Raw genomic sequence first — 22,599 nt, 5'->3', positions numbered from 1 at the left:
GTGCCGCCTTAGCTCAGTCGGTAGAGCGTCTCACTCGTAATGAGAAGGTCGCGAGTTCGATTCTCGCAGGCGGCTCGGTTTGAAACGGGATCCTTGGAAAAGGGTCCCGTTTTTTATTTTTTGGATCGGTCAAACATGAGGAGAGCGAATCCGGCGGCAAGCCGACGTGCGGTGATTCCCCGAAACGAATGGGGGCGGAAATCTCGGAGCCGGGGACTCTCAATCGAGTGTTTGCTACTGTTACTCAGCACATGGCAGGTACGCAGATACTAGGAGAACGCACGATGCGACAGCCCGGACACCAGCGATTAGTAGTGCGACCATCAGCGGGACGACTAGCTGTGGTTTTGGCGGCCGCGGCAATCATGCCTGCCGGTCTTGTGGCCTGCACCATCGACACGGAGGCTTCCAGAGCAGGAAGCGCTCAGCAAGCTGCCTCGGCGGAAACTCAAACGTCCTTGGCAGCTGAAGAAGAGGCCATGCAGATGCCGAACCCCACTCCGCCGAATGAGGAGTTTGCAATGCCTGATTCTGCTAACCCCGACGCAGTCGCTCCGGGCGACGCGCCACAACAGCAAGCTAATCGCGCTACTTCGCGTGCCGACGGCTCCAGCGCTGTAGCCGGCAAGGTCATCTACCTCGACCCTGGGCACGCCGGCACCCCACCACCTGCTGACCTGATGGTCACTGACGGTCGTGGTGGCCAAAAGCCGTGTAATACCTCCGGCACCGCTTCCAACGACGGCTTCCCGGAGCACGAGTTCAATTGGCTGATGGCGCAGGAAATCAAGCAGCTGCTCGAACAGCGCGGTGCTCAGGTGCTACTCAGCCGCGAGGATGACGCAGGTCGTGCAGATTGCATCGATGCCCGTGCAGAGAAGGAAAATGCTTCCAACGCCGATGCCGTGGTGAGTCTCCACGCTGACGGCGCTGGAGAGGGCAACCGCGGATTCCATGTGTCGGCGATTTCTCAGCCACTCGCCAATAATGACGAGCAGGGCTCTACCGCGCTGGCAACCGCCCTGCGCGATGCTTTCGTGTCAGCCGGTTTTGCTCCATCCAACTATCTCGGCAGCGAGGGGCTGAATCCACGCGCGGATCTCACTGGACTCAACCTATCGACGAAGCCAAAGGCACTGGTCGAATACGGCAACATGCGCGATAGCAGCGACATTGCCCTCTTGACTTCCAGCGAAGGCCGTCAGCGCTTGGCAGAGGCCACTGTGGCTGGGTTGGAAGGTTTCTTGGCGCAGTAGCCAACCGGCCAACCCGCTAAATAGCCGGGTTGGCCTTAGCCTTCGGCGTCATCGCTTCGTAAGGCTCCATCATGGGGATATCCAGCATGGTGCTGGGGACACCAAAGGCATCGACAAGTACCTCAGACCAGGGACCAAGGGAATCAACCAGATCGGCCAAGCCCGCTCGCGCGCCCTTGGTGCGAGTACCGGTGAGCAGTGACTGCTCCAAGAACCAGCCGGCGTTATCGCAGACAACCGACAAGAAGAACACATCACGAACCTGCTCGAGCACTTCTTGAGAGCGCTCGTCTGTGATCGTGGATTCGGCTTCGAAGAACGCTTCCAGGATCATGCGATCGATATGCGCCCACGCGCAGGAAATCATGTGGTCCTGGACCTTGTCCACCAGCCTCGCGGCCTTTTCAACAGGCAGTTTCCGCGCCGGGCGCAGCCTGCGAGCAAGGGACTTGAGAAGTCGGTTCTCGCGCTCGATAAGTAGCTGCATCTGGCTGGCGGGGTCAAAGAGCGAGGACTCATCAGCGTCAGTCAGCGCATCCAAGAGGTTCTGGACGACGGCATCTGCACCGGTGCGACGGCGCAATATGCCACTGAAATTGTCGAGGCCGAAGCGCACCATCTCCAGGTTGGAAAAACTCTGCACCTCCCGGGCAAAACCGCCCAAGAGTTCCTTGGTGACCAGCTGCAACATCACCACGTTGTCGCCCTCAAAAGTGGTGAATACGTCAGAGTCTTCTTTGAGAATGGTCAACAGGTTCTCTGCCATGTAGCCGGCTCCACCGGTGGCCTCACGCATCTCCTGGATGGCGTCGGTGGCATGTGCGGTGTTGGCGACCTTCAATGCGGCGGCATGCGCCTCCACTTCACGCAAATCGCGAGCCTGCTCCGGGGTGAGATTCGCACGGTCCAGCCCCTCCGCTTCGAGGTCGTGAATCCGCTTGATTAGCAGGTTGGTGGCAAATTGCAGACCGTACGAACGCGCAATGCGGGGGAGTAGTCGGATTCGGTGTTGGCGGTGCTCAATGAGCTTCTTTTCCGGCAGCGAATCGTCGGGAGCAAATTGGCGCCGCAAGTGTGCGTACTTGGTGCCGATGGTCAATGCGGTGCGGGTTGCCGCACCAGCGGCCGCACCGACTGTCACGCGGCCGCGCACGAGGGCACCGAGCATTGTGAAAAACCGTGCATTGGGGCTGTCAATATCGCTGCTGTACTCGCCAGTGGCCGAGACATCTGCAAAACGGTTAAGCAGGTTCTCCCGCGGCACGCGGTAGTGATCGAACATGAGAGTGCCGTTGTCCACGCCCAAGAGGCCGCCCTTGGTGCCGTGGTCGCCGATAGCAACTCCGTCGACAGGCGAACCATCATCATTGCGGATTCGAGCGACAATGCAGTGCACACCATGGGATTCTTCCTGCCCTGGTGTGTAGAGCTGGCAAAAGACCGCAGCCCAGCGCCCATCGCGCGCGGCATTGCCCAAAAACCACTTCTCAGAGGAAGCCGTAGGGGAATTGAGGATGAATTCTTCCGTCTCGGGGTCGTAGTGCGCCGTGGTCTCGAGTGATTGGACGTCCGAGCCGTGGCCGCGCTCGGTCATCGCAAAGCAGCCGAGAGCCCGCAGCTCAATGAGGTCACGCACCAACTCGCCGTGACGCTCAGTTCCCAAGTTGCTGACAGCGCCGCCGAAAAGGCCCCACTGCACTCCGGACTTCACCATCAACGACAAGTCGGTGTGGCCGAGCATTTCAATCCCGGAGAGTGTCCCGCCGGTATCTCCTGTGCCTCCCTGGTCAGTGCGGAAAGCACCATAGGGCATGCCGGTCTTAAGCACCTTGGACAACGCCTCGGTGGTGTGCTGCCTGGCCTCCTCCACGGTCAGCCCAGAGGTGGGCCGCAGGGAGGGGTCTTCTAGAAGGACGCGGACATCAGCGCGCGCCTCGGGGAAATAGCCGTCCAGGGCCTTTTGCAGTGCACCTGCCACTTCCGGTTCAGGACGGGAGGGGAGCGTCTTCGGACCATCGGTCGAGCGACAGCGGGGGATTCGCGTGGAGCTGGAAGAAGTCTGTGCCATAACCCAACGTTAATGGGATATCTGGGGCTTGTCAGCCGCTTTCGACTGAGAAACTCATGAGGAAATCGGGGCCACGGGTCGGAAACAAGCTACCGGGATAGAACGAAGGCGGAAACGCAAAAGCCGTCGTCAAGCAAATACTGCGTTGTGCAGTGCTTGACGACGGCTCGCGTAATCAGACCCTCGGTGGGGCAGACCCCCTAGCTGTGGGAACTAGACGCGCGACTTAACTTCGTCGAGGTTAGTTTCCGGGTGCTCGATGAGGTCTCGGTCTTCAAGACCCTTCGGCAGCAGGAACAGGGCAATCAGTGCCGGGATAGCCATGGCCATCAGGTAGATGGAGATGTAGAACGGGTTACCGGTGGCGTCCATGATCATCTGGGCAATCATCGGTGCGAATGCACCACCCAGGACAGCGCCGATGGCGTAAGCGATGGAAGCGCCGGAGTAGCGAACCTCAGCCGGGAACATCTCGGAGTACATGGCCGGCTGCGGGCCGAAGGTCAGTGCCAGCGGCAGAGTGAGGACTGCGACGGTCATGACGTAGAGGAACGGGCCCTTATCCAGGAGGCTCCACATGACGGCTTCCCAAATCATGATTAGGACGTAGCCGATGATGAAGGTCTTTGCGCGGCCGATACGGTCGGACCAAGCGCCAGCCATGAACATGAAAATGGTCCAGCAGATACCGGCGACGAGAGTGCCTGTCCAAGCGACAGTTGCGGGGTAGCCCAGTGTCTTCTGTGCGTAAGCGCCGAAGAATGCGATCACGAGGTAACCGGTGGCCTGCTGAGCAGCGAAGATCAGGGCGCCCTGGATAACCTTGCCCCAGTGGTTGCGGAAGAGCTCCGGCAGCGGAGCGGAGCGCTCAGCAGACTCAGCCTGCATAGCCTGGAAGACCGGGGACTCATCGACGGTGCGACGAATCATGTAACCAATCAGAACCAGGATGAAGGACAGCAGGAATGGCACACGCCAACCCCAGTCCATGTAGGCTTCCTCGCCGATGATAGCCATAACAATCAGCATGGTGCCGGTAGCCAGGGTCAGACCCAGCGGAACACCGGCCTGCGGGAATGCGCCGTAGATACCGCGCTTTTCCTTCGGTGCGTACTCCACGGACATCAGGGCCGCACCGCCCCATTCGCCACCCGCGGAAAGGCCCTGGAAGATACGGAGCAGAACCAGCAGGATAGGTGCAGCGATGCCGATTGACTCATAAGTCGGCAGCAGACCGATACAGAAAGTAGCTGCACCCATGCCGATGAGGGTGAAGACCAGAATCATCTTGCGGCCGTAGCGGTCACCGATATGGCCGGCGACGATAGCGCCAAGCGGGCGGAAGAGGAAGGAAATACCCAGGGTTGCCCAGGCGAGCACCTGAGCGACCTGTGGGTTCGACTTCGCAGCCGGCTCGATGAAGTGCGGAGCGAGCACGATAGCTGCGGCCTGAGCGTAAATCAGGAAGTCATAAAACTCGATGGTCGTACCCACGAGAGTTCCCGTGAGCACCTTGCGGCGCTGCTTGGGATCATTCGCGATGATCGAAGTAGTCATAAAACAACAAGACTTTCTTTACATACCCGTCCGCACGGCCATCGAGGACCTTGGCGATCTCAGCGGTCGTGCAGAAATCGCCCCAGGTTTTTCTCAGCCAGCGTTTGGGGAATGGACAGATTGTTTGACGGTGTCGAATTCTTACACAGCCAGACCGGTAGCGACCAGCGTTTGAACTTCAGCGAGCGACGACAAAAAGTGGGCAACGGGGGTAATGGGGGTTGGTGAATGGCGGTAGATTTCCTTTGTTTGTGACCGAATTCATTTTCTAGATGTCTGAAAAAGGTGGAATCGGGGGTATGTAAAGGGTGTGGAATGGATGCTGCTTAACGACGGGCCGTTTCCGGCCTGATGTGCGCGAGCTGATGGCCGTTTGTGCGTGAGACTGTCTTAAATAGGGGAAATCTGCGTTTTATGGCTGTTCGGCTACCCCCACATTGAACTAATTTGTAATTATATAATCAGAAGTTGTGTGAATAGTGCGGCGAAAGTGGCGCAAGATACGAAAGAAGTAACGGAACAATAACGATGTAGTGTCGAAAAGGTCATTGCCCCCGGATGGGGCAGGGATGCAAGGTCGGCAACATGCCACCCCGAGACGGGGGTGTGAGCCCCAGGTTTCAGGGGCATTTGTGCCGAAACCAACCCGAGGTGACCAAACTGGGCACGCCACCGCATTAGCCACCACTCCACTAGTCGCCACAGCACTAACCGACTCAGTTGCCCCGCCCCGCCTGCTCAACTATCTCGGCACACCTCTTGTGGTTAGCTCCGGTGGCTTAAAATCTGCACCATTGTGCGTAAGGCGCTGGGGACCGTCGTAAAGTAAACGACATGTCTTCTCACGCAGGAACTAACGGCAATGAAAATGAGGTACCTCACGGCAGGGCCAAATCCAATAAAGGCACGCCGTTGTGGCTGCTCGCCGCAATTGCAGTTTTCGCCGTCGCGTGGGGTGGCAATGAATTCACACCGCTGATGGTGATGTACCGCGAAAACGCTGACCTGGCGCCGGTGTTCATTGACCTTCTATTGCTGGTCTACGCTCTCGGCATCGCGCCGGCACTGCTGATTTCTGGCCCAATCTCGGACCGTATCGGCCGTAAGCCGGTGATGCTCGCCGCGCCGGTGCTCTCGATTCTGGGCTCGACTCTCATCGCGCTGGGCGAGACCATCGCTCCGCTCATTCTCACCGGTCGCTTTATCTCGGGCCTGGCAGTCGGCATTGTCATGGCCGTGGGCGGCTCGTGGGTAAAGGAGCTTTCCGATCCACGCTTTGACCCCAAGGCCAAGTCCACCTCGGGTGCGAAACGTCAGTCCATGGCGTTGACCTTGGGCTTTGGCCTGGGTGCGGGTATTGCCGGCACGTTGGCGCAGTTCGCACCGCTGCCGGGGCAGTTGGCTTATATCATCCACATCCTGATTTCCATCCCAACGATCTTCGGTCTTGTGGCTGTGCCGGAGACCCGCCAGTCGCCGCACCTGGGCGGCAGCAACGCTCCGCACGAAAGCGTCTGGGAGTCTCTACACACCCCTTCGGTAACTAACCGTCGCTTCCTGCTCGTCGCCGCGATGGGAGCGCCGTGGGTCTTCGGTGCAGCCGGTGTTGCCTACGCAATCATTCCTTCGCTGCTTCAGGACCACGTCTCACAGCCGGTGTTCTACTCCGCGATGGTCACACTGTTTGCGCTGCTCTGTGGTTTTGGCATTCAGCAGATTGGTCCACGCTTTGTGACCGAGCACAACGCCCGCGGTTCGCTAATCGCAATTGGCATTGTGGTCATCGGCATGGGAATGGCCGCATGGATGTCCACCAACCCCACTGCAGTGACGGCGTTTATTGCAGCGCTGGTGCTGGGCACCGGCTACGGCCTGGCCATGTTTACCGGCCTCAACGAGGTACAGCGCATCGCCGGCCCGCGCGACATGGCTGGGCTGACCGGTATCTTCTACTGCCTGACTTACATCGGCTTCGCATTCCCAGCAATTCTGACCAAGCTCTCCGAGTCCATCTCCTGGATGACCTACCCGGTCATGCTCGGTGGCGGTATGGTCATCGCCATCCTGATGGGCTTGGTTATTTTCTTCAATTCCACCGTCAACCTGCCACAGCGCGCTGAGTAATCTCGCATTCCCTGGAAGACTAATCAACCCCGTCAATGTGAGGTTGGCACACGTATAAGCGGCTTTCCTTACTAAGCGCCTATAGTTCTTCCTATGGAGAAGCACAAGAACGAATCACCGGCCACCGCGATGACAGAATCGTCGGCAAGCGCGAAACCGCGTGCGCTGGTGACGGGTGGTGCGGGATTTATCGGTTCGACGCTGGTTGACCGGCTGCTGGCTGAAGGGTACGCAGTCACGGCGCTGGACGATCTCTCCCACGGAAAGCTGGAAAACCTCCAGCAGGCATCGCTTAACGACGACTTTGAGTTCATAACCGCCGATGTGCTGGAGGTGGACTGGGACGAGCTGCTCGAGCAAAACCGTCCGGAGGTTATTTTCCACCTCGCAGCGCAGATTGATGTGCGGATTTCCGTGGCCGCCCCGGTGCGGGATGCGACGCTGAACATCATTGGCACAATCAAACTTGCCGATGCGGCCCGAAAGCACGGTGTCCGCAAGGTTGTGTTTACATCTTCGGGCGGTTCCATCTACGGCACGCCGGAGGAGCTTCCGGTGTCGGAGAACGTGCCGGTTAATCCGATGAGCCCCTATGCCGCTTCAAAGGCGACGGGCGAACTGTACTTGAATATGTTCCGCAATCTTTATGGGCTCGAATGCTCGCACATCGCGCCGGCGAATGTGTACGGCCCGCGGCAGGATCCGCACGGCGAGGCCGGTGTGGTGGCTATTTTCGCCCAGCGTCTGCTGGCGGGAGAGTCGACCAAGGTGTTCGGCGACGGCGGAAATACCCGCGACTATGTGTATGTCGACGATGTGGTGGATGCTTTCTACCGCGCATCCGGCGAAGTCGGTGGCGGAATGCGCTTCAATATTGGCACCGGTGTCGAAACCTCGGATCGGCAGCTGCACTCGCTGGTGGCGCAGGCTGCGGATGCCGAGGATAATCCGGAGTTTGCACCGCCGCGCACTGGTGATGTGGCGCGGTCGGCGTTGGACCCTACGCGGGCGCGTGAGGTACTCGGCTGGGAGCCGGCTATGAGTATTCAGGAGGGCGTTGCCCGTACTGTGGAGTACTTCCGGAATCAGGGCTAGCGCAGCTTAAGCGGGCGGCTTCATGCACTCGCCCGCATAAGTTAGCAGCAAGTCAGCGCAGCTTACTTGCCAGCTTCTTCCATGCGCTTTGCGTGGATGAGAGCCAGCTCGATATTGTCCTCGAACACGTCGAGAGGTTGTGCGCCCGAGACGAACTGCGTACCAACGAGGAAGCCCGGAGTTCCGGAAATGCCCAGCATGGAGCCGAACTGGGTGGCATTCTCGACTGCCTCGGTCCACTTGCCGTCCTTAAGCTCCTTTTCAAAGCGCTTCATGTCCGGCACACCGGCCTCACGCGCGACGGCAATCAGGTCCTTCTCAGTGAACTCCGGGTGGCCCTGGCCTTTTTCCCCGGCCTTCTTAAACAGCGCACGGGAGAACTCCCAGAACTTGCCCTGAGCTGCCGCGGCACGGCCGGCCTCAGCATCCTTGATGGCCTTCTCGCCATTGATGGCCATGTCGTTCCACTCCAGGCGGACCAGTCCCTCGTTGACGTACTTTTCCACGAGGTCAGGCTCGGTTTCGTTTGCGAACTTCGCGCAGAACGGGCACTCGAAGTCCGAGTAGATCGAGATTACGACCGGCGCATCCACTGCACCGAGAGCAAAAGGATCATTTTCATTGCGGCGGTGGACATTGTCCATGTCCTCCGGGGACTTCAGCTGCGCTCCCGCCTTTGGTCCGTAGATGCTGGCGTCGAAAGAGCCATTCGGGCCAGGCACTGGCGCAATCTCGCCCTTGCCTGGTGCAACACCCGCCATGTTGACGGTGCTCACGCCGTTGAAGCTAGCCGAACGCGAACCAGCGAAGAAGCCCGCTGCGCCGACAACAATCAATGCGACGACAGCTAGCGCCCATGCGGCGTTCGGGATCGAGTACCACGACTTAGTTTTCCCACCGCTGTCGGCAGACCAGGACTCCAAGTCCTGCTCAGTGGGTACCGGCTGAGAACCTTGCTGGGGTTCCTGCGGTGTCTCCTGCCACGCTGCGTCTGTCGAGGGCTGCTGCGAATCGCTGCTGTTGTCAGCGGCGGCGTTGTCCTTATTTTCTTCGCTCATGGCTTCTATGGAACCACAGCCTCAGATTCACATGCGCTTAGCGTGCCGATTAGTCGGACGGAGCGTTGTTCTCGACCTTCGTCGCGCTGTCCTTTTGGCTGCTGTTCTGGCTGCCCGAAATCACAATTTCTTCTTCCGGACGCACAGCGGTCTTCAAGGCCACTGCACGAGCCAGTCGTGCGTAGCGCAGCTCCTGTTCGCGGAAGCGAATGTAGGACGACACCGTGGTAAACACGAACGCCAACACCAGTACGTAGAGCAGCAAATCGGTGCCCCGGGTCACACCGATCCAGTTGGCCACCACGGTCAGATCGTCGGGACGCACGATTGCCCACAGACACGCGATGACGAAAACGACGAATCCCAGTTTCACACCCGCCTTGGCGCGTGCTTTACGACGGTTAGCGACGAAGTAAGCGACCAGGCCCACCATCGCCAGCAGCAAAATAATTTGAACGATGGATGCGGTCATGGCAGCCTCTTCGAAATCAGGGAGTCGGCAAGGATATTGACACCGTTGAACAAGGATTGTCCTTTGGACATGGAGTATTCCGTGTAGAGGATATCCACCGGCTGCTCAGCGGTACGCCAGCCTCTGTTGTCCATGACCTCGACAAATTCGGAGGCATGGCTCATGCCGTTCATGCGTAGGTTCAGTTGCTCTGCCACCGTGCGGTTGAAGGCGCGCAGGCCGTTGTGGGCGTCGGTAAGCCCGAGTCGGCGCGTGCGTGGTGACAACATGACCACCGTCTTGAGGACAATTCGCTTAATCAGCGGCACCTGGTCATCCTCGGCGCGAGGGCGGCCGAAACGGGTTCCCACAATGATGTCGATTGGTTCGGTGCGCAGTCGCTGCACCATAGCGACGACGTCCTTGACCTGGTGCTGGCCATCGGCGTCGAAGGTGACAAAGTACTTCGATCCAGCCTGCGCGCGAGCGTATTCCACGCCGGTCTGGATAGCGGCACCTTGACCCAAATTGACAGGGTGGTTGACCAGGTGAGCGCCGGCCCTGTGGATCTCCAGGCTGGAATTATCCGAAGAGCCGTCGTTGACCGCGACAATGTTGGGGAAGGTCTCGCGAGCGTGCTCGAGAACCTCACGAATAACCTGGCCCTCGTTGTAGCACGGCACAATCAGCCAGGTGTCCGAGAAATCCATGTTGTCAGTCATCGCTCCGAAGCCTACCGCACAAACAATCGTCGATATGCGCGTGACATGAGCTGAGTTGGCAAAAGTCGGAAAAGTGTCCGCACCGCCAAGTTAAACACCGCCCGCGGCCGGGAAATCAGTCCCTCAGCTACCAGCGTGCGCTGGAGCTGACGTTCACCGCGGATGATGCCGCGCGAGGTTCGCCGCTCGAACATGCCGTCGGCACGGAAGTACACCAGCGGCTCGGGCAGATTCTCAAACTTCGCGCCGGCGGCCATGAGGCGCACCCAGAGGTCGTAGTCCTCCATCAGACGGATGTCGCGATACCCACCGACCTCACGCACCTTCGCCGTTCGTAGCATCGAGGAGGGGTTATTCACGGGCGAATTGATCTTGATATAACGCGCAATCTCGGCGTGCGTCTGCGGCAGAGTCCGCACGCGCACCACATTGTCCGGCGTGCCCTCGAACTCCGCCATCGCACTGCCCAACACATCCAACTCCGGATTAGCGGTCAGCACGTCCCACTGCTTTTCAAAGCGGTCCGCACGCGCAATATCGTCCGCATCCAGCCGCGCCACCCATGGCGTTTCCACCAACTGAAGACCCGCCTGCGAAGCCACTCCCGAGCCGCCATTTTCCGCACAACGCAGCACGGTCATCTCCGAATGCGCCTGCTCATGCTTGACGACGACCCGGTCGAGTTCCTGCCCGATCGGGCCATCGATGACCACAATGACGTGCGCGGCCGGACGCGTCTGGTTCCACAGCGACTGCAGCGCAGCATCGAGCTGGTCGGGGACGACGCGGTGGTAGACGGTCATGAGAACCGTGAGGTTAGTGATGGTGGACATGTGAGTCTCGAACCTTGGGAGTTGCAGGGGGATTTGGACAGTTTTTTTTGGGGGGGGGACGGTATTGGATGCGGGTGGTGTTATTCCACCGCAAAAGCCTCCGATACGGCTGACCTGGCAGCACGTGGGGAAAGTTTGCGCAGCGCAAGCAGGTGAATGACAACACCTACTGCAGAGCCTACGGCGATAGCCGCGACCGTGCGTACCGACAGGTGCCCAGGGAGGAAAAGAATGGCAACGGCGATCGTGGTCGCAGCCAACCAACCGATCAGATACATATGGTGCTTTTCCACTGCCAATGTGACCGAGCCGGTAATCATCAACATGGCGGTCAAGGTCGCGCCGAGCGTCAGCGCTGCGAGCACCGGCCCGGATACGTGATAGCTATCGTCCAGGATGAGAGTCATGATCCACGGGCCGATGAGCCATGCCAAGCCTGCCCCGAAGGTGCCGAAAGCAGCCAGCGCTCCCAACGGCTTGGCCAGCGCTGCCAGCACGCCCTCGGAGCGGTGCCGGACAAAGCTCACAATGATGGCGTTTTGGAACTTCTCCAAGGGCATGAGCAGCGGAGCGCGGGTCAGCGTTACGGCGTAGGCGATACCCGCAATGGTCACCGCTGCGGTGAAGTTGTTGGCATGCGGCGGGGTAAGCGACTCGGCTATCCCTGCGCCAGTGGTGACCGCTTCGCCGGCAATCTTGACGATTGTCGGAAAACCTGTGACCAGCACAGCAGATGCGCCGGATGCGCCCATGGCCGTGACCATGAGAGTGATGAAGCGGCGCACCGGGACGTCGGCACGCGCGAACATGACCGAGCGGGTTGCCGGGGAAAACAGCGCGAGAATAAGCCAACTGACAGTGCCGAAGACCGTGATAATCAGCCACGCCAGCAGGCCCCAGCCGAAGTACCAGGCGATGAGTGCCAGAGCCACGCGCACGAGAATGTCAATCATGATTAGCGCGGCGTAGGGGCCCCACAGTTGGCGGCCGCTGAGCAGACCCGAGGTGGTGGCCTGCATGGAGTACAGCGCCAGACCAAAAGCCATGAGCAGAATTGCAGTGCCGGCGTCATCCTGCACGACCAGTGGGGCCCACAGCGGACCCGTCACTGCCATGGTGATAAAAGTAACTGCGGCGACGCCCAGGGACACTGTGATGGGACGAGCGCCGAGAGTTTGATCTGCTGCCGAGGCTTCCTGCTCCCGCTTCTGCTCCCGATTCTGCTCTCGATTCCGCGATTCCGCAGCACCGATTGCGCGCGTGGTCTCCTGCATCAGCCCGCCGAGAACACCCGTGAGCGCGAAGAAAAGCCCCCAGAACGCCACGAACTGCAGGTTTACCGCATTGGGAAGTGCGCGGGCCGAGATAATCAGCACCGCGAAGCTGCCTATCGCCGCGACAATCGTGGCCAGCGACAACCATTTGAAACCGGACATTGACGTGCCTCTAGCTCTCTAGTCCTTGGCCTTCGAGTAGCCGAGCTTTTCAAACTGAGCGGCCAGTTCCTCGTCCACGATTGGAGCACCATTATCGTCGATGCCCTGGTCAGCAGGGGAACGCGTTGGGTCGGTGGGGAAGTCCGGCAAGGAGCTGCGTGACAGCCAGGAGTCAAAGATGACATCCAGGTGCGAGGTGGTGATGCCACGCTCACGGCATACGCGGTTGGCCAGTGCGCGGAAGTCCACTGCATCGACCACACTGTGGCGGTTGGTGGTGGTCCACTTGCGCACCAGGTCGAAGAACACCTCGTCGCCCAGCAGCAGACGCAGAGCGTGCACAGTCAGCGCGCCGCGCTTGTACAGACGGTCGTCGAACATCAGCTTGGGCCCTGGGTTGGCGATGACGATGTCCTGATCATCTTCAAGCAGGTCCAGGTAGTGCTTGCGGGCGTGCACATCCGCGCTGGCACCGCCGCTGACCTCGGACCACACCCACTCGGAATAGCAGGCAAAACCCTCGTTGAGCCAGATATCGCGCCACTGCGAAATGCCGACACTGTTGCCGAACCACTGGTGCGACAACTCGTGGGCAATCAGTCGATTCCACGTGTCCTTGCCGTCGGCGTGGTTGGCTCCGAAGATGGACAGACCCTGTGCCTCGATGGGGATCTCCAGGTCGTCTTCACAAATGACCACCTGGTAGGCACGGAAGGGGTAAGGGCCAAAGAGCTTGGCGAATTCATCGAGCATGCGTCCCTGGTCGCGGAAGTCGTGGCGGGCATTTGCCACCAACTCAGAGGGCACCCAGGCCACTACGGTCGAGGTCTGGCACGGCAGCTCGACCTTCTTAAACTGGCCGACATTGATGGTGGCCAGGTAGGAGGCCATGGGCTCCTCGGTGACAAACCGCCAGCGGCGGCGCGATCCGCCCACGTTCACCGGAGCGTCGGCAAGTCCTGGTGCGACGACCTCGTAGGGAGCGTCGGTGACCATTGTGAACTCGTAGAACGCCTTGACCTCGGGATCGTCATCGCAGGGGTACCACGACGCCGCGCCCACCGGCTGCGATGCCACGAGCGCGCCGTTTTCCAGTTCCTCCCAGCCAATTTCGCCCCACTTCGAGCGCACCGGACGTGGCGTGCCCGAGTAAGTCACAATCAGCCGCAGCGTCTCGTCGGGAGCCAACTCGCGGTCAAAGGTGACGCGCAGCTTGCGTCCCGAATGGCGCCAGCGCTTTACATCGATTGAGTGTGCCTGCGAATCGGAAATCGCATCCACCGAATCGGCCCCCAGCGCATCCGCAAAGTCGAGCGTGATGTGTGAGGTCCAAGCATTGATTTCGATATGCAGAGTCGCCGTCGCCTTCAGACGATTCGGCCCGACCCGATAGTCGAGGTCCAGCTCGTATTTGTTCACCCGGAAGCCCAGGTTGAACGCAATACCGGTATAAGGATTAGTGAAATCAGCGCTACTCACGGCTGTTACCTTACTTGAGCTTGTTCCACAGCCACGTAGATATGAGTGCCTCGACGAACGCGACCTGCGAATTATCCGCCGCACCGGCGTGCCCTCCTTCGGTATTTTCGTGATAATCCACCGGCTGTCCCGCTTCCTCCAGCAGCCACGCCAGGCTCCGCGCATGCGCTGGGTGGACGCGGTCGTCCCTGGTAGACGTCGTAATCAACGCTGGCGGGTAGGCGCGCTGCTCTCGCTTGACGACGCGCTGGACCGGCGAATACTGCGCAATCGCAGCCCGCTCGGTGGGGTCGTCCGGGTTTCCATATTCGGCCATCCAGGAGGCTCCCGCGGACAGCTTGTGATAGCGCATCATGTCCGCCAGTGGCACCTGGGACACCACTGCGCCCACCAACTCCGGGTAGGAGGTTAGGCAGACAGCGGTCAGCAGCCCGCCGTTGGAACCACCGCGCACGCCCAGCTGCTCGCGCGTGCAGTAGCCGCGTTCAACCAGGTCGCGCAGCACGGCCTGATGATCCTCATAGACCCTCATCCGCTCAGTCTTGACCACCGAGGAGTGCCAGGTCGGGCCGAATTCGCCACCGCCACGCAGGTTGGCCTCCACGAAGTACCCGCCCCGCTCGAGCCAGGTCAGGCCACGAATCGCCGAGTACTGCGGGACCAGTGAGACCTCGAAACCGCCGTAGGCGTGCACGAGGGTAGGGGCTGGGTTCGGAGCGGGTGTGGCTGTGGTTGTCTCTGCACTAGCGCCTGCGTCAGCACTTGCACCAGCCCCCGCGCCGAAGCGACCGGTGATGCGATACGGAATCCGCGTGCCATCGGCCGAAGTCGCCCAGTGCTGCCGCGTCTCCATCCCCTCACTGTCGAAGAGCGCCGGAGCACGCCGCACTTCCGTGAGCGGGCTGCCGACCTGCCCGTACCAGAGGGTTGCCGGCTGCGTTGCCGACGTCGAAACCAACCAGATCTCATCGTCGCGTTCAGAGGCTGTATCAATCACGCTCACAGTGGCTTGCGCAGGTAACTCGCCGAAAGCCTCCACCGGCTCCCACGAGCCCTCCCGCAAGACGACCAACTTCGTCGCGACATCCTCCAGCAGCGTCAACACCAGGAAATTCTTCGTCCACGCCAGTTGCTGGAACGAGGTGTGCGCATCAGGGGTGAAAATCACCTCCACCTCACGCGAGCCCGCCAGCCACTTATCGAGCTCCACAACGGCCACGCCACCAGCCGGAATGCCATTGAACTCCGTGCGGGGCATCAGCACCAACCACTGCCGATGGACACTCGTGCGACAGTCCTGCGGCACCTCCAGGATCTGCAGGGAAAAGTCCCCGTTTTGCTGCGCCGCCAACTTGCCCGGACGCTCCGCTGCCACGAACCGCTGCGAATTATAAAAATCATGCGCACGCTCGACGAACAGCCGCTCGAAACCCTCCGTCGCGTCGAACCAGCCGCCCACGGCCACATCATCACTGTGGCCTGAGAAAACCACATCCGCGCTTGACGACGGCATGCCGCGCCGCCACCGACGCACCTGCCGCGGGTAGCCCGAATCCGTCAGTGACCCCGGACCAAAGTCACTGCCAACGAGAATTTCGTCACGACCCAACCAACAGACATCGGACTTCGCCTCCGGGAGGTAGAACGGCTCATCCTCCACAAAAGTGCAGTTGACGAGGTCAAACTCCCGCACCACAGTGGCATCGGCGCCGCCGCGAGAGAGCAGAATCAACGCGCGGTCATACTCCGGATAACGGCACACCGTGCCCTTCCAGACCCAGTTTTCTCCCTCGGCTTTCGCCAGCGCATCGAGGTCGATGAGAGTTTCCCACTTGGTCGCCTGCGGATCTTCCTGACCAGCCAGATAGCTCTGCAACGACGTCTGCCGCCACAGGCCCCGCGGATGCTCGGCATCCCGCCAGAAGTTATAGAGGTACTCGCCGCGCCGCACCGGGTATGCGATCCGGGCATCGGTGTTGAGCGCAGCCAGGATGCGTTGTTCCAGATTGGTGCGGTCGCTGGTGTCGTCGGCAAGCGAATCGACACCTGCGACGGTGGCCTTCGACTGCGCGCGAGCCCACGCCAGCGCCTGGGAGCCGTCGATATCGTCCAGCCAATCGGGGACAAGATCAGTGGAGAGGAAGGAGAGATTGTTGCCCAAGTCGGTGTCCGTGTCGGTGCCCATGCCCACCACCGTAGCCGACCGCAGTAGGTAAAACCGGGACTCGCGCGTGAAGTAAAGACAAGTCGTGCGTAGACTTGTGCACGTGGCTGAACATTTTGATCTTGTAGTACTCGGCGGCGGTCCTGGCGGATACGTCGCAGCAATCCGTGCATCCCAGCTGGGGCTGAAGACTGCTGTGGTGGAGAAGCAATACTGGGGCGGTGTCTGCCTCAACGTTGGCTGTATTCCATCCAAGTCTCTGTTGAAGAACGCCGAGGTGGCGCACATTTTCAACCATGAGGCTAAGACCTTCGGTATCTCCGGCGATGTCTCCTTTGACTTCGGTGCCGCACACGCGCGTTCGCGCAAGGTGTCCGCGGGCATCGTCAAGGGTGTTCATTTCCTGATGAAGAAGAACAAGATCACCGAAATCAACGGTTTCGGTGAATTCACTGGCCCGACCTCCATGGCCATCACTGATGGCGATGACAAGGGCAAGGAAATTACCTTCGACAAGGCGATTATTGCAACCGGCTCTGTCGTCCGTTCCCTGCCGGGCGTTGAGGTCGGCGGCAACATCGTTTCCTACGAAGAGCAGATTCTCTCCGACGAGCTGCCGGACTCCATGGTTATCGTCGGCGCTGGCGCCATCGGTATGGAGTTCGCATACGTCTTGGCCAACTACGGCGTGGACGTCACCATCGTCGAGTTCATGGACAACGTTCTGCCGAACGAGGACGCAGACGTCTCCAAGGTTATTGCCAAGGAATACAAGAAGCTGGGCGTCAAGCTCATGACCGGGCACAAGACCACCTCCATCGTGGACAATGGTGACTCGGTTGAGGTCAAGGTCGAGGCCAAGGATGGTGGCGACGAGCAGACTCTGACCGTCGACCGCGTTATGGTCTCCATCGGCTTCGCACCGCGCACCGAGGGCATCGGCCTGGACAAGGCCGGTGTTGAGCTGGGCGAGCGCGGCGAGATTGTCATCGACGAGTACATGCGCACCAACGTCGGCAACATCTACGCCATCGGTGACGTCACCATGAAGCTGCAGCTGGCACACGTCGCTGAGGCACAGGGCGTTATCGCAGCTGAGCACATGGCGGGTCACGAGACCGAGACCATCCCGGACTACAACATGATGCCGCGCGCAACCTTCTGTAACCCGCAGGTTGGTTCCTTCGGTAAGACCGAGGCGCAGGCCAAGAAGTGGGCAGAGGAGAACGGTCGCGAGATTAAGGTCTCCACCTTCCCGTTCTCTGCAAACGGTAAGGCCCAGGGGCTGGCGGAGCCGGCTGGTTTCGTGAAGCTCATTGCAGATGCCGAATACGGCGAGCTGCTGGGTGGCCATATGGTGGGTGCCAACGTTTCCGAGCTCATGCCGCAGCTGGTTCTGGCTGAGAAGTACGAGCTGACCACTGAGGAAATCGGCCGCGCCGTCCACATTCACCCGACCATGTCCGAGGCTATGAAGGAAGCAGCTGAGGGCGTTATGGGCAAGATGATCAACCTGTAAGAGGTTGTGGCTTTGGCCTGGGGCCAGTTTTCGCTGGTCCTGGCTCTCACTGGGCTGGTTCCGGTTCAGGCAAATACGAGTTAGTGCTTAAGTTTATGACAGTTTGACCGTGAAAATCGGTGCGAAAGTGTCATAAACTTAAGCACTTTCTTTTTGGGGTCTTCCTTTTTGGGGCATCCTGCGCGAACCAAGCCCCCGCAAACAGGCCGGCCCTGCGCCCGTCGTAAAGCGAACTAGTACGGCGAGACGGTGGAGCGGTGCATGTTGATGTCGATATCGCGATGGATCGGCGGGAACGCGCGCTGCGGACAGGCCTCGCGGGAGCAGACCCTGCAGCCGGCACCGATTGGAGTGGCGGCGTCGAGGTCCGCGAGATCGAGACCATCGGCGTACACGGTGCGCTCAGCGTGACGGGCCTCGCAGCCCAAACCGATGGCAAAAACCTTACCTGGCTTGCCGAAACGTGCCGCGTGATGCTCCACGGTCCGCGAGATCCACATGTACGGCCGACCATCCGGCATGAGCGCGACCTGCCGCATGACCTTGCCGGGGTAGGAGAAGGTCTCGTAGACGTTCCACAGCGGGCAGGTACCGCCCGAATGCGTGAAGTGGAAGCCCGTGGCGGATTGACGTTTGGACATGTTGCCCGCGCGGTCGACGCGCACGAATGTCCACGGAATACCGCGCAAGCTGGGGCGTTGCATCGTGGACAGTCGGTGGCAGATGGTCTCGTAGCCCACGCCGTAAGTGCGCGACAACAGCTCGATGTCGTAGCGTTTCGACTCAGCCATCGCGTGGAACGACTCATACGGCAGAATCAGCGCCGCCGCGTAGTACGTCGCGACTCCGCGCTGCGCCAGCTTCCGCGACTCCTCCGACATGAAATGCCCGGACGCGACGGCTTCGGAAATGGTCTCGCCCTGCTCCAAAAACCCCAGCTCCGTGGCCATGCGGAAGGCCCGCTGTCCCGGCGAGAGGTGCCGCGCGAGGTAGAGCGTCTTCGTCCGCCGATCAAGGCTGTGCTGCACATCGCCTAACGACGATTCCAGCGCAATCCGAATCCCATGGTCGTTGGACAGCCTGTCGGCCAGCACAGAGACCACATCGGTGGTCTCGTCGGTGATGCGCAGCTCGCGGGCCAGCTCCTCGGCGGCGGTGTCTACCGAAGCGATGTAGTTCTGGCGGGCGTAGAAGTAGTCGCGGACTTCCTCGTGTGGCATGGTCAGCGCCTGTGAGCCAGAGGCAGTGTCGGTGCTGTTGCCGAAGTTGCGCTCCTCGGTGGCCAGGGAGAGTTTGTCGGTGACGTTGCGGTAGCGGCGGTGGATGTCCACCATGATGCGGGCGATGTCGGGGTGGTCGCGGACCATTTCCGAGATCTCCTGCAGATCCATGGGGGACTTAGCAATCTCCTTGTCCATCACCACGTCCTGAACCTCAGCGAGGAGGCGGGAATCGTCATCGCGGGAGAAGAAAGTCGCATCAACGCCGAATGTGTCCGTGATACGAAGCAGAACAGGAACGGTCAGCGGGCGGACGTCGTGCTCGATCTGGTTGACGTAACTAGCCGAGAGGCCCAACGCCTGCGCGAGCGCGGCCTGGCTGAGGTCGCGCTCGCGGCGTAGTTGGCGGAGGCGAGATCCGACATAGGTTTTCGACATACTGTCCAGCATATCGCGGGCTTTGCTTAATTTGTGTAGAAAACCGTTGCAACCTTTGCTTACGTGTGTAGGTGCTGAGGTTCTCGGGCATGCTTAGTTGCCGGAGGTCGGAAACTCGAACTTCGGCAGGCCAGGCGAGCTCAAGGAATCAAAGAAGCTAGGTTGTGTATTGACCAGCATCTGGCGTGGTTCCGACTTTGCGTCACCTCGGGCTGCGGTGACGGTGACAGTGCCCGGGATAGACGGAAGGAATCCGAGATTGCATGAGAATGCTCCCTCATCATTGGTCTTGGCTACGCAGCGGGTACCACCTGGGCCCAGGGCTTCGATAGTGGTGCCCGGCTCAGCTTTTCCGCTGATGACTGTTTGCGCCTTGCCAAAAGCGTTGGCGGGTTCGACCTTCAGCTCCGAAGGGGCCCCGGGCGGAGCGACGGTAACGGTGATGGACTTGGTGGCCGAACTGCTGCCGAGGATTTCATCGGAGGCCTCTAGAACTGCCTTGACATCGAAGTTCCCAGCGCTGGTTGGGGTCCAGTCACACGTAGCTGTATCGGTGATGGCTGCGATATCGGCAGTGCAGAGAGTGTTGCCGCCACTGACGAAGCTCACCTTCTTACCCGCCAGGGAAGGAGCGTCCACGCCGTCGTTTGCACTGGCAGTAACCTTTGCTTTCAAGGTGAGCGGGCGATCCACCACTGCTGTGTCCGGAGTGTCAACCAGCTCTACGGACGTGCGGACGCGGCTAGCGTCGACAACGGTAATTCCTGGGCCGCCATTGAACTTGTCACTGCCGTAGGTCTTTGAGCTCAGAAAGCTTCCGTACTTGTAGTAAAACCCAGAAGTGAGTTCCTTGCCCTGTGCGCATGCGTCACTCACCTTGTACTGCAGAGTAAACGTGTGCGGGGCGTCCTTGTTAAAGGTCCAGTAGCCGGAGGCATCATTGGACTTGATGGCGGTGGCACCTGGCGTAGCAGTCACTTTGTCCTCGGGGAGTGTGATTGCGGAAGCGTTGCCGATCTGGAGTGTTGCAGAACCCGACTGGTACTCGAGGCAGGAGTCTACGTTGTTCTTCCAGTCGTAGATGTAGTCATTTCCAGAGGTTGTGGTGAAGGTTTGGGCGTAGGTGATGATTTCACCTGGAGCCGGTGTCGTGTTGCTGACAGTGCGGCTGTAAATGGATTGGCTGTCGGTATGGGTCGCAGTTGCGCTGTCTGCCATAGCAGCCGGAGCAGACAAGAGGGCAAATGCGGAGGCACAGGCTACTGCCGTGGTGATGCGCAGGGTCTTGCGAGAGGTCATGGCATTGCTTTCTATCGAAAGGGTCGTACGTCTGTCCGCTGAGCGGTCACTCAAGGACAGTTACCTGGAGAAGGGACCGGGAGATCTGAGGAGACCCGGGCAGCGGAATTACTCTGAGGCCTCGGCCTCGGTACCGGCAGTTTCTGCTGCCGGTACTGTTTCGGGGTTATCAGGGGCCTGTGAGCCTGGGCTCTGGAAGCCCGGGCTCTGTGGCGATGGCAGGCCTGGGGAGCCGAAGAATGCGCTGCCTGGTGTGCGAGTTCCCTCCTCGTAGCCGGTGAAAGCGTATGCGGCATTACTCTCATCGGTGCACATGATGAAGGCGGCAGCATCGAAATCCGTGCGCGGACCTGAGCTCGGGTTGTTCAGATAGACGGAGAAGTCGTGAGTTGCACCAGGCTCAATGGTGAACGCGTCAATCAGACCTGCGTGACCCTTCACACGCTCAGTGGAGTAGTCCTTTGCAATCTGGTTGCGCTGGGCATTCGGGTCGCCAAGCAGTCCACCGAGTCCCTGTAGGAGTGGTCCGAGCATTCCCAGGTCCAGCTGTCCCAGCGGAATGTTGCCAATGATGGGGATGCCACCGATCTGGATTGGCACCTTGGGCAGTTCGCGGAAGGTGTTCTTGCGGTAATAATCCTCAGACTCCGCCACCAGTTTTGACGTGGTGACGTCGCCTGCGACCTTGCCGGAGCCACGTGGGCCAGCACAGGTGAACTTCTTATCTGAGGTGTTGGTGACCTTTCCGGAAATTTCAGTTGCGGCAGCATCAGCTGCATCCACGGTAACGGTCAGCAGCTTCGTGTCAGTGTGCACGACAATCGAGGATTGATCCGCGCCGGGCACGACATTGCTGTGGGTATCTGCAAGAACGGGAGTGGTGGAAAGCAGGGTAACGGTGGCGGCTAGAGCCACTGCAGGAGTGGCGGCCTTAGCTACACGAGACAGAGAGAAAGTCATGGAATCCAGGTCCTTAGAGGCGAAGGGATAAGGGGGCCGGGGAGGGGTCGTCGTAAAGCGGTGGTTCACTACGACATCTTTAGTGAGGGAGAAGGGAGGCCAGGCGAGCCGAGTGAACCGCCGAAGCCGCCGACCCTGGGAGCCTTGCCGGATTCGTAGCCCGCGAAGACGTACTGCTGCTTATGCGGATTATCGTTGTCCGTGCAGTAGACGAGAGCGGCGGCCTCGAAATCTGTTCGCTCGCCAGAACCTGGCTTATTCAGAACGACTTCGTGAGTGGAAGTGTCGAAAGGCTTGAGCTCGAAGACGGGAATCTCGCCAGTATGGCCGGCCAACTTTGCCTGCTCCCAGGCGCGGAAAAGCTGCGCGCGAGTGTTCAGCTGCTTGCCCAGGGCGGAGCCCAGCAGCCCGTCCGGAACAAATTCCAACAGTCCGTTGGTGGGGATGACACCCAGGAGAGGTACATTGATGCCATCGGAAGGGACATTTGGCCAGGTGCGGTAGTAATCCACAGCCTGCGCGACGATTTCGGCTTCAGTCACCGTGTTAGGCAGTTGAGCTGGCTTCTTCGCATCGGTAGAAACACCCGGAGCGAAACAGGAGAAGTTGCTGTCGTAGTTGTTCTTAATTTCGACGGTGACGGTGTCTTCACCCTTGTTTTCCCCGACATTGACCTGGATTCGTGGGCTGTCGGTGACGACAACGTTGCCGTCAGACGATGCGCCGGGCAGAAGGCTGTTCATATCCTGCGCCGAGGCTACGGAGGCGGATCCGAAAACTACGGCAGTAGCTACTGCAATGACAGTGGCGGGCCTGACTGAGTTCTTGGGGGAAAGCGTACTGGACATGCGTGAGAAGAGTCCGGATTTCATAAACGTATCTTTCGTGGAGAAGTGAATATTCCCCGTGGCAACCACGCG

The 22,599-nt window shown here is 59.8% G+C and carries 17 protein-coding genes and 1 tRNA gene; 5 read left to right on the top strand and 13 right to left on the bottom strand.

Annotation, left to right across the window (positions count from 1 at the left end; genetic code table 11):
- Nucleotides 1–2 precede the first annotated feature (2 nt).
- A tRNA-Thr gene (locus QP981_RS01155) sits at nucleotides 3–75 on the top strand.
- A 209-nt stretch (nucleotides 76–284) separates the two neighbouring features.
- On the top strand, nucleotides 285–1,256 hold the full coding sequence (locus QP981_RS01150; RefSeq protein ID WP_069359066.1) for an N-acetylmuramoyl-L-alanine amidase: 972 nt from the start codon (nucleotides 285–287) through the stop codon (nucleotides 1,254–1,256).
- 16 nt (nucleotides 1,257–1,272) lie between these two features.
- Here QP981_RS01150 and QP981_RS01145 read toward each other — a convergent pair whose 3' ends face one another.
- Nucleotides 1,273–3,324: an acyl-CoA dehydrogenase family protein gene (locus QP981_RS01145; RefSeq protein ID WP_284857290.1), complete on the bottom strand. Its 2,052-nt coding sequence runs from the start codon at nucleotides 3,322–3,324 to the stop codon at nucleotides 1,273–1,275.
- 213 nt (nucleotides 3,325–3,537) lie between these two features.
- Complete coding sequence (locus QP981_RS01140; protein ID WP_048732297.1) at nucleotides 3,538–4,881, bottom strand: MFS transporter; 1,344 nt, start codon at nucleotides 4,879–4,881, stop codon at nucleotides 3,538–3,540.
- A gap of 834 nt (nucleotides 4,882–5,715) precedes the next feature.
- Here QP981_RS01140 and QP981_RS01135 point away from each other — a divergent pair.
- Complete coding sequence (locus QP981_RS01135; RefSeq protein ID WP_284857289.1) at nucleotides 5,716–7,005, top strand: MFS transporter; 1,290 nt, start codon at nucleotides 5,716–5,718, stop codon at nucleotides 7,003–7,005.
- Between the two features lie 129 nt (nucleotides 7,006–7,134).
- A complete protein-coding gene (locus QP981_RS01130) occupies nucleotides 7,135–8,100 on the top strand; it encodes a GDP-mannose 4,6-dehydratase (RefSeq protein ID WP_284857316.1) in 966 nt (321 codons plus the stop codon).
- Nucleotides 8,101–8,162: 62 nt separating this feature from the next.
- Here the strand turns inward: QP981_RS01130 and QP981_RS01125 are convergent, their stop codons facing one another.
- From QP981_RS01125 to QP981_RS01095, 7 genes are all read right to left on the bottom strand, one after another.
- Entirely contained in the window at nucleotides 8,163–9,158 is a 996-nt protein-coding gene (locus tag QP981_RS01125; protein WP_258225608.1) for a DsbA family protein, read from the bottom strand.
- A gap of 49 nt (nucleotides 9,159–9,207) precedes the next feature.
- Nucleotides 9,208–9,630, bottom strand: coding sequence for a DUF2304 domain-containing protein (locus tag QP981_RS01120; RefSeq protein WP_284857288.1), 423 nt, complete (start codon nucleotides 9,628–9,630; stop codon nucleotides 9,208–9,210).
- Entirely contained in the window at nucleotides 9,627–10,319 is a 693-nt protein-coding gene (gene ppgS, locus QP981_RS01115; RefSeq protein WP_048732520.1) for a polyprenyl-phospho-N-acetylgalactosaminyl synthase PpgS, read from the bottom strand. The genes QP981_RS01120 and ppgS overlap by 4 nt, the downstream gene beginning before the upstream one ends.
- A gap of 23 nt (nucleotides 10,320–10,342) precedes the next feature.
- Nucleotides 10,343–11,164 carry a glycosyltransferase gene (locus QP981_RS01110; RefSeq protein WP_049192969.1) on the bottom strand — a complete coding sequence of 274 codons (822 nt, stop codon included), beginning with the start codon at nucleotides 11,162–11,164 and terminating at the stop codon, nucleotides 10,343–10,345.
- Between the two features lie 80 nt (nucleotides 11,165–11,244).
- Entirely contained in the window at nucleotides 11,245–12,600 is a 1,356-nt protein-coding gene (locus QP981_RS01105) for a lipopolysaccharide biosynthesis protein (protein WP_284857287.1), read from the bottom strand.
- Nucleotides 12,601–12,618: 18 nt separating this feature from the next.
- Entirely contained in the window at nucleotides 12,619–14,079 is a 1,461-nt protein-coding gene (locus tag QP981_RS01100) for a M1 family metallopeptidase (protein ID WP_069359072.1), read from the bottom strand.
- Nucleotides 14,080–14,089: 10 nt separating this feature from the next.
- Nucleotides 14,090–16,264: a prolyl oligopeptidase family serine peptidase gene (locus QP981_RS01095; RefSeq protein WP_284857286.1), complete on the bottom strand. Its 2,175-nt coding sequence runs from the start codon at nucleotides 16,262–16,264 to the stop codon at nucleotides 14,090–14,092.
- An 82-nt stretch (nucleotides 16,265–16,346) separates the two neighbouring features.
- On the opposite strand from QP981_RS01095, the gene lpdA reads away from it, so the two are divergent.
- Nucleotides 16,347–17,762, top strand: coding sequence for a dihydrolipoyl dehydrogenase (gene lpdA / locus QP981_RS01090; protein ID WP_048732524.1), 1,416 nt, complete (start codon nucleotides 16,347–16,349; stop codon nucleotides 17,760–17,762).
- Between the two features lie 233 nt (nucleotides 17,763–17,995).
- Here the strand turns inward: lpdA and ramB are convergent, their stop codons facing one another.
- The 4 genes from ramB to QP981_RS01070 form a co-directional block, all read right to left on the bottom strand.
- Nucleotides 17,996–19,420, bottom strand: a complete 1,425-nt coding sequence (gene ramB, locus QP981_RS01085; RefSeq protein ID WP_038629316.1) for an acetate metabolism transcriptional regulator RamB — start codon at nucleotides 19,418–19,420, stop codon at nucleotides 17,996–17,998.
- A 93-nt stretch (nucleotides 19,421–19,513) separates the two neighbouring features.
- Nucleotides 19,514–20,719: an Ig-like domain-containing protein gene (locus tag QP981_RS01080; protein ID WP_048732312.1), complete on the bottom strand. Its 1,206-nt coding sequence runs from the start codon at nucleotides 20,717–20,719 to the stop codon at nucleotides 19,514–19,516.
- Nucleotides 20,720–20,827: 108 nt separating this feature from the next.
- Nucleotides 20,828–21,679, bottom strand: coding sequence for a hypothetical protein (locus tag QP981_RS01075; RefSeq protein ID WP_048732315.1), 852 nt, complete (start codon nucleotides 21,677–21,679; stop codon nucleotides 20,828–20,830).
- 68 nt (nucleotides 21,680–21,747) lie between these two features.
- A complete protein-coding gene (locus tag QP981_RS01070) occupies nucleotides 21,748–22,527 on the bottom strand; it encodes a hypothetical protein (protein ID WP_152681234.1) in 780 nt (259 codons plus the stop codon).
- Between the last annotated feature and the right edge of the window lie 72 nt (nucleotides 22,528–22,599).

Origin of the sequence: Corynebacterium sp. MSK047 (genome assembly GCF_030232285.1) — a bacterium.
GTDB classification, from domain to species: Bacteria; Actinomycetota; Actinomycetes; order Mycobacteriales; family Mycobacteriaceae; genus Corynebacterium; species Corynebacterium jeikeium_D.
This window is presented reverse-complemented; position numbering and strand designations above follow the sequence as displayed.

Coding starts and splice junctions, on each gene's coding strand:
- QP981_RS01150 (WP_069359066.1), top strand. CDS start 285: ATGCGACAGCCCGGACACCAGCGATTAGTAGTGCGACCATCAGCGGGA.
- QP981_RS01145 (WP_284857290.1), bottom strand. CDS start 3,324: ATGGCACAGACTTCTTCCAGCTCCACGCGAATCCCCCGCTGTCGCTCG.
- QP981_RS01140 (WP_048732297.1), bottom strand. CDS start 4,881: ATGACTACTTCGATCATCGCGAATGATCCCAAGCAGCGCCGCAAGGTG.
- QP981_RS01135 (WP_284857289.1), top strand. CDS start 5,716: ATGTCTTCTCACGCAGGAACTAACGGCAATGAAAATGAGGTACCTCAC.
- QP981_RS01130 (WP_284857316.1), top strand. CDS start 7,135: ATGACAGAATCGTCGGCAAGCGCGAAACCGCGTGCGCTGGTGACGGGT.
- QP981_RS01125 (WP_258225608.1), bottom strand. CDS start 9,158: ATGAGCGAAGAAAATAAGGACAACGCCGCCGCTGACAACAGCAGCGAT.
- QP981_RS01120 (WP_284857288.1), bottom strand. CDS start 9,630: ATGACCGCATCCATCGTTCAAATTATTTTGCTGCTGGCGATGGTGGGC.
- ppgS (WP_048732520.1), bottom strand. CDS start 10,319: ATGGATTTCTCGGACACCTGGCTGATTGTGCCGTGCTACAACGAGGGC.
- QP981_RS01110 (WP_049192969.1), bottom strand. CDS start 11,164: ATGTCCACCATCACTAACCTCACGGTTCTCATGACCGTCTACCACCGC.
- QP981_RS01105 (WP_284857287.1), bottom strand. CDS start 12,600: ATGTCCGGTTTCAAATGGTTGTCGCTGGCCACGATTGTCGCGGCGATA.
- QP981_RS01095 (WP_284857286.1), bottom strand. CDS start 16,264: ATGGGCACCGACACGGACACCGACTTGGGCAACAATCTCTCCTTCCTC.
- ramB (WP_038629316.1), bottom strand. CDS start 19,420: ATGTCGAAAACCTATGTCGGATCTCGCCTCCGCCAACTACGCCGCGAG.
- QP981_RS01080 (WP_048732312.1), bottom strand. CDS start 20,719: ATGACCTCTCGCAAGACCCTGCGCATCACCACGGCAGTAGCCTGTGCC.
- QP981_RS01075 (WP_048732315.1), bottom strand. CDS start 21,679: ATGACTTTCTCTCTGTCTCGTGTAGCTAAGGCCGCCACTCCTGCAGTG.
- QP981_RS01070 (WP_152681234.1), bottom strand. CDS start 22,527: ATGTCCAGTACGCTTTCCCCCAAGAACTCAGTCAGGCCCGCCACTGTC.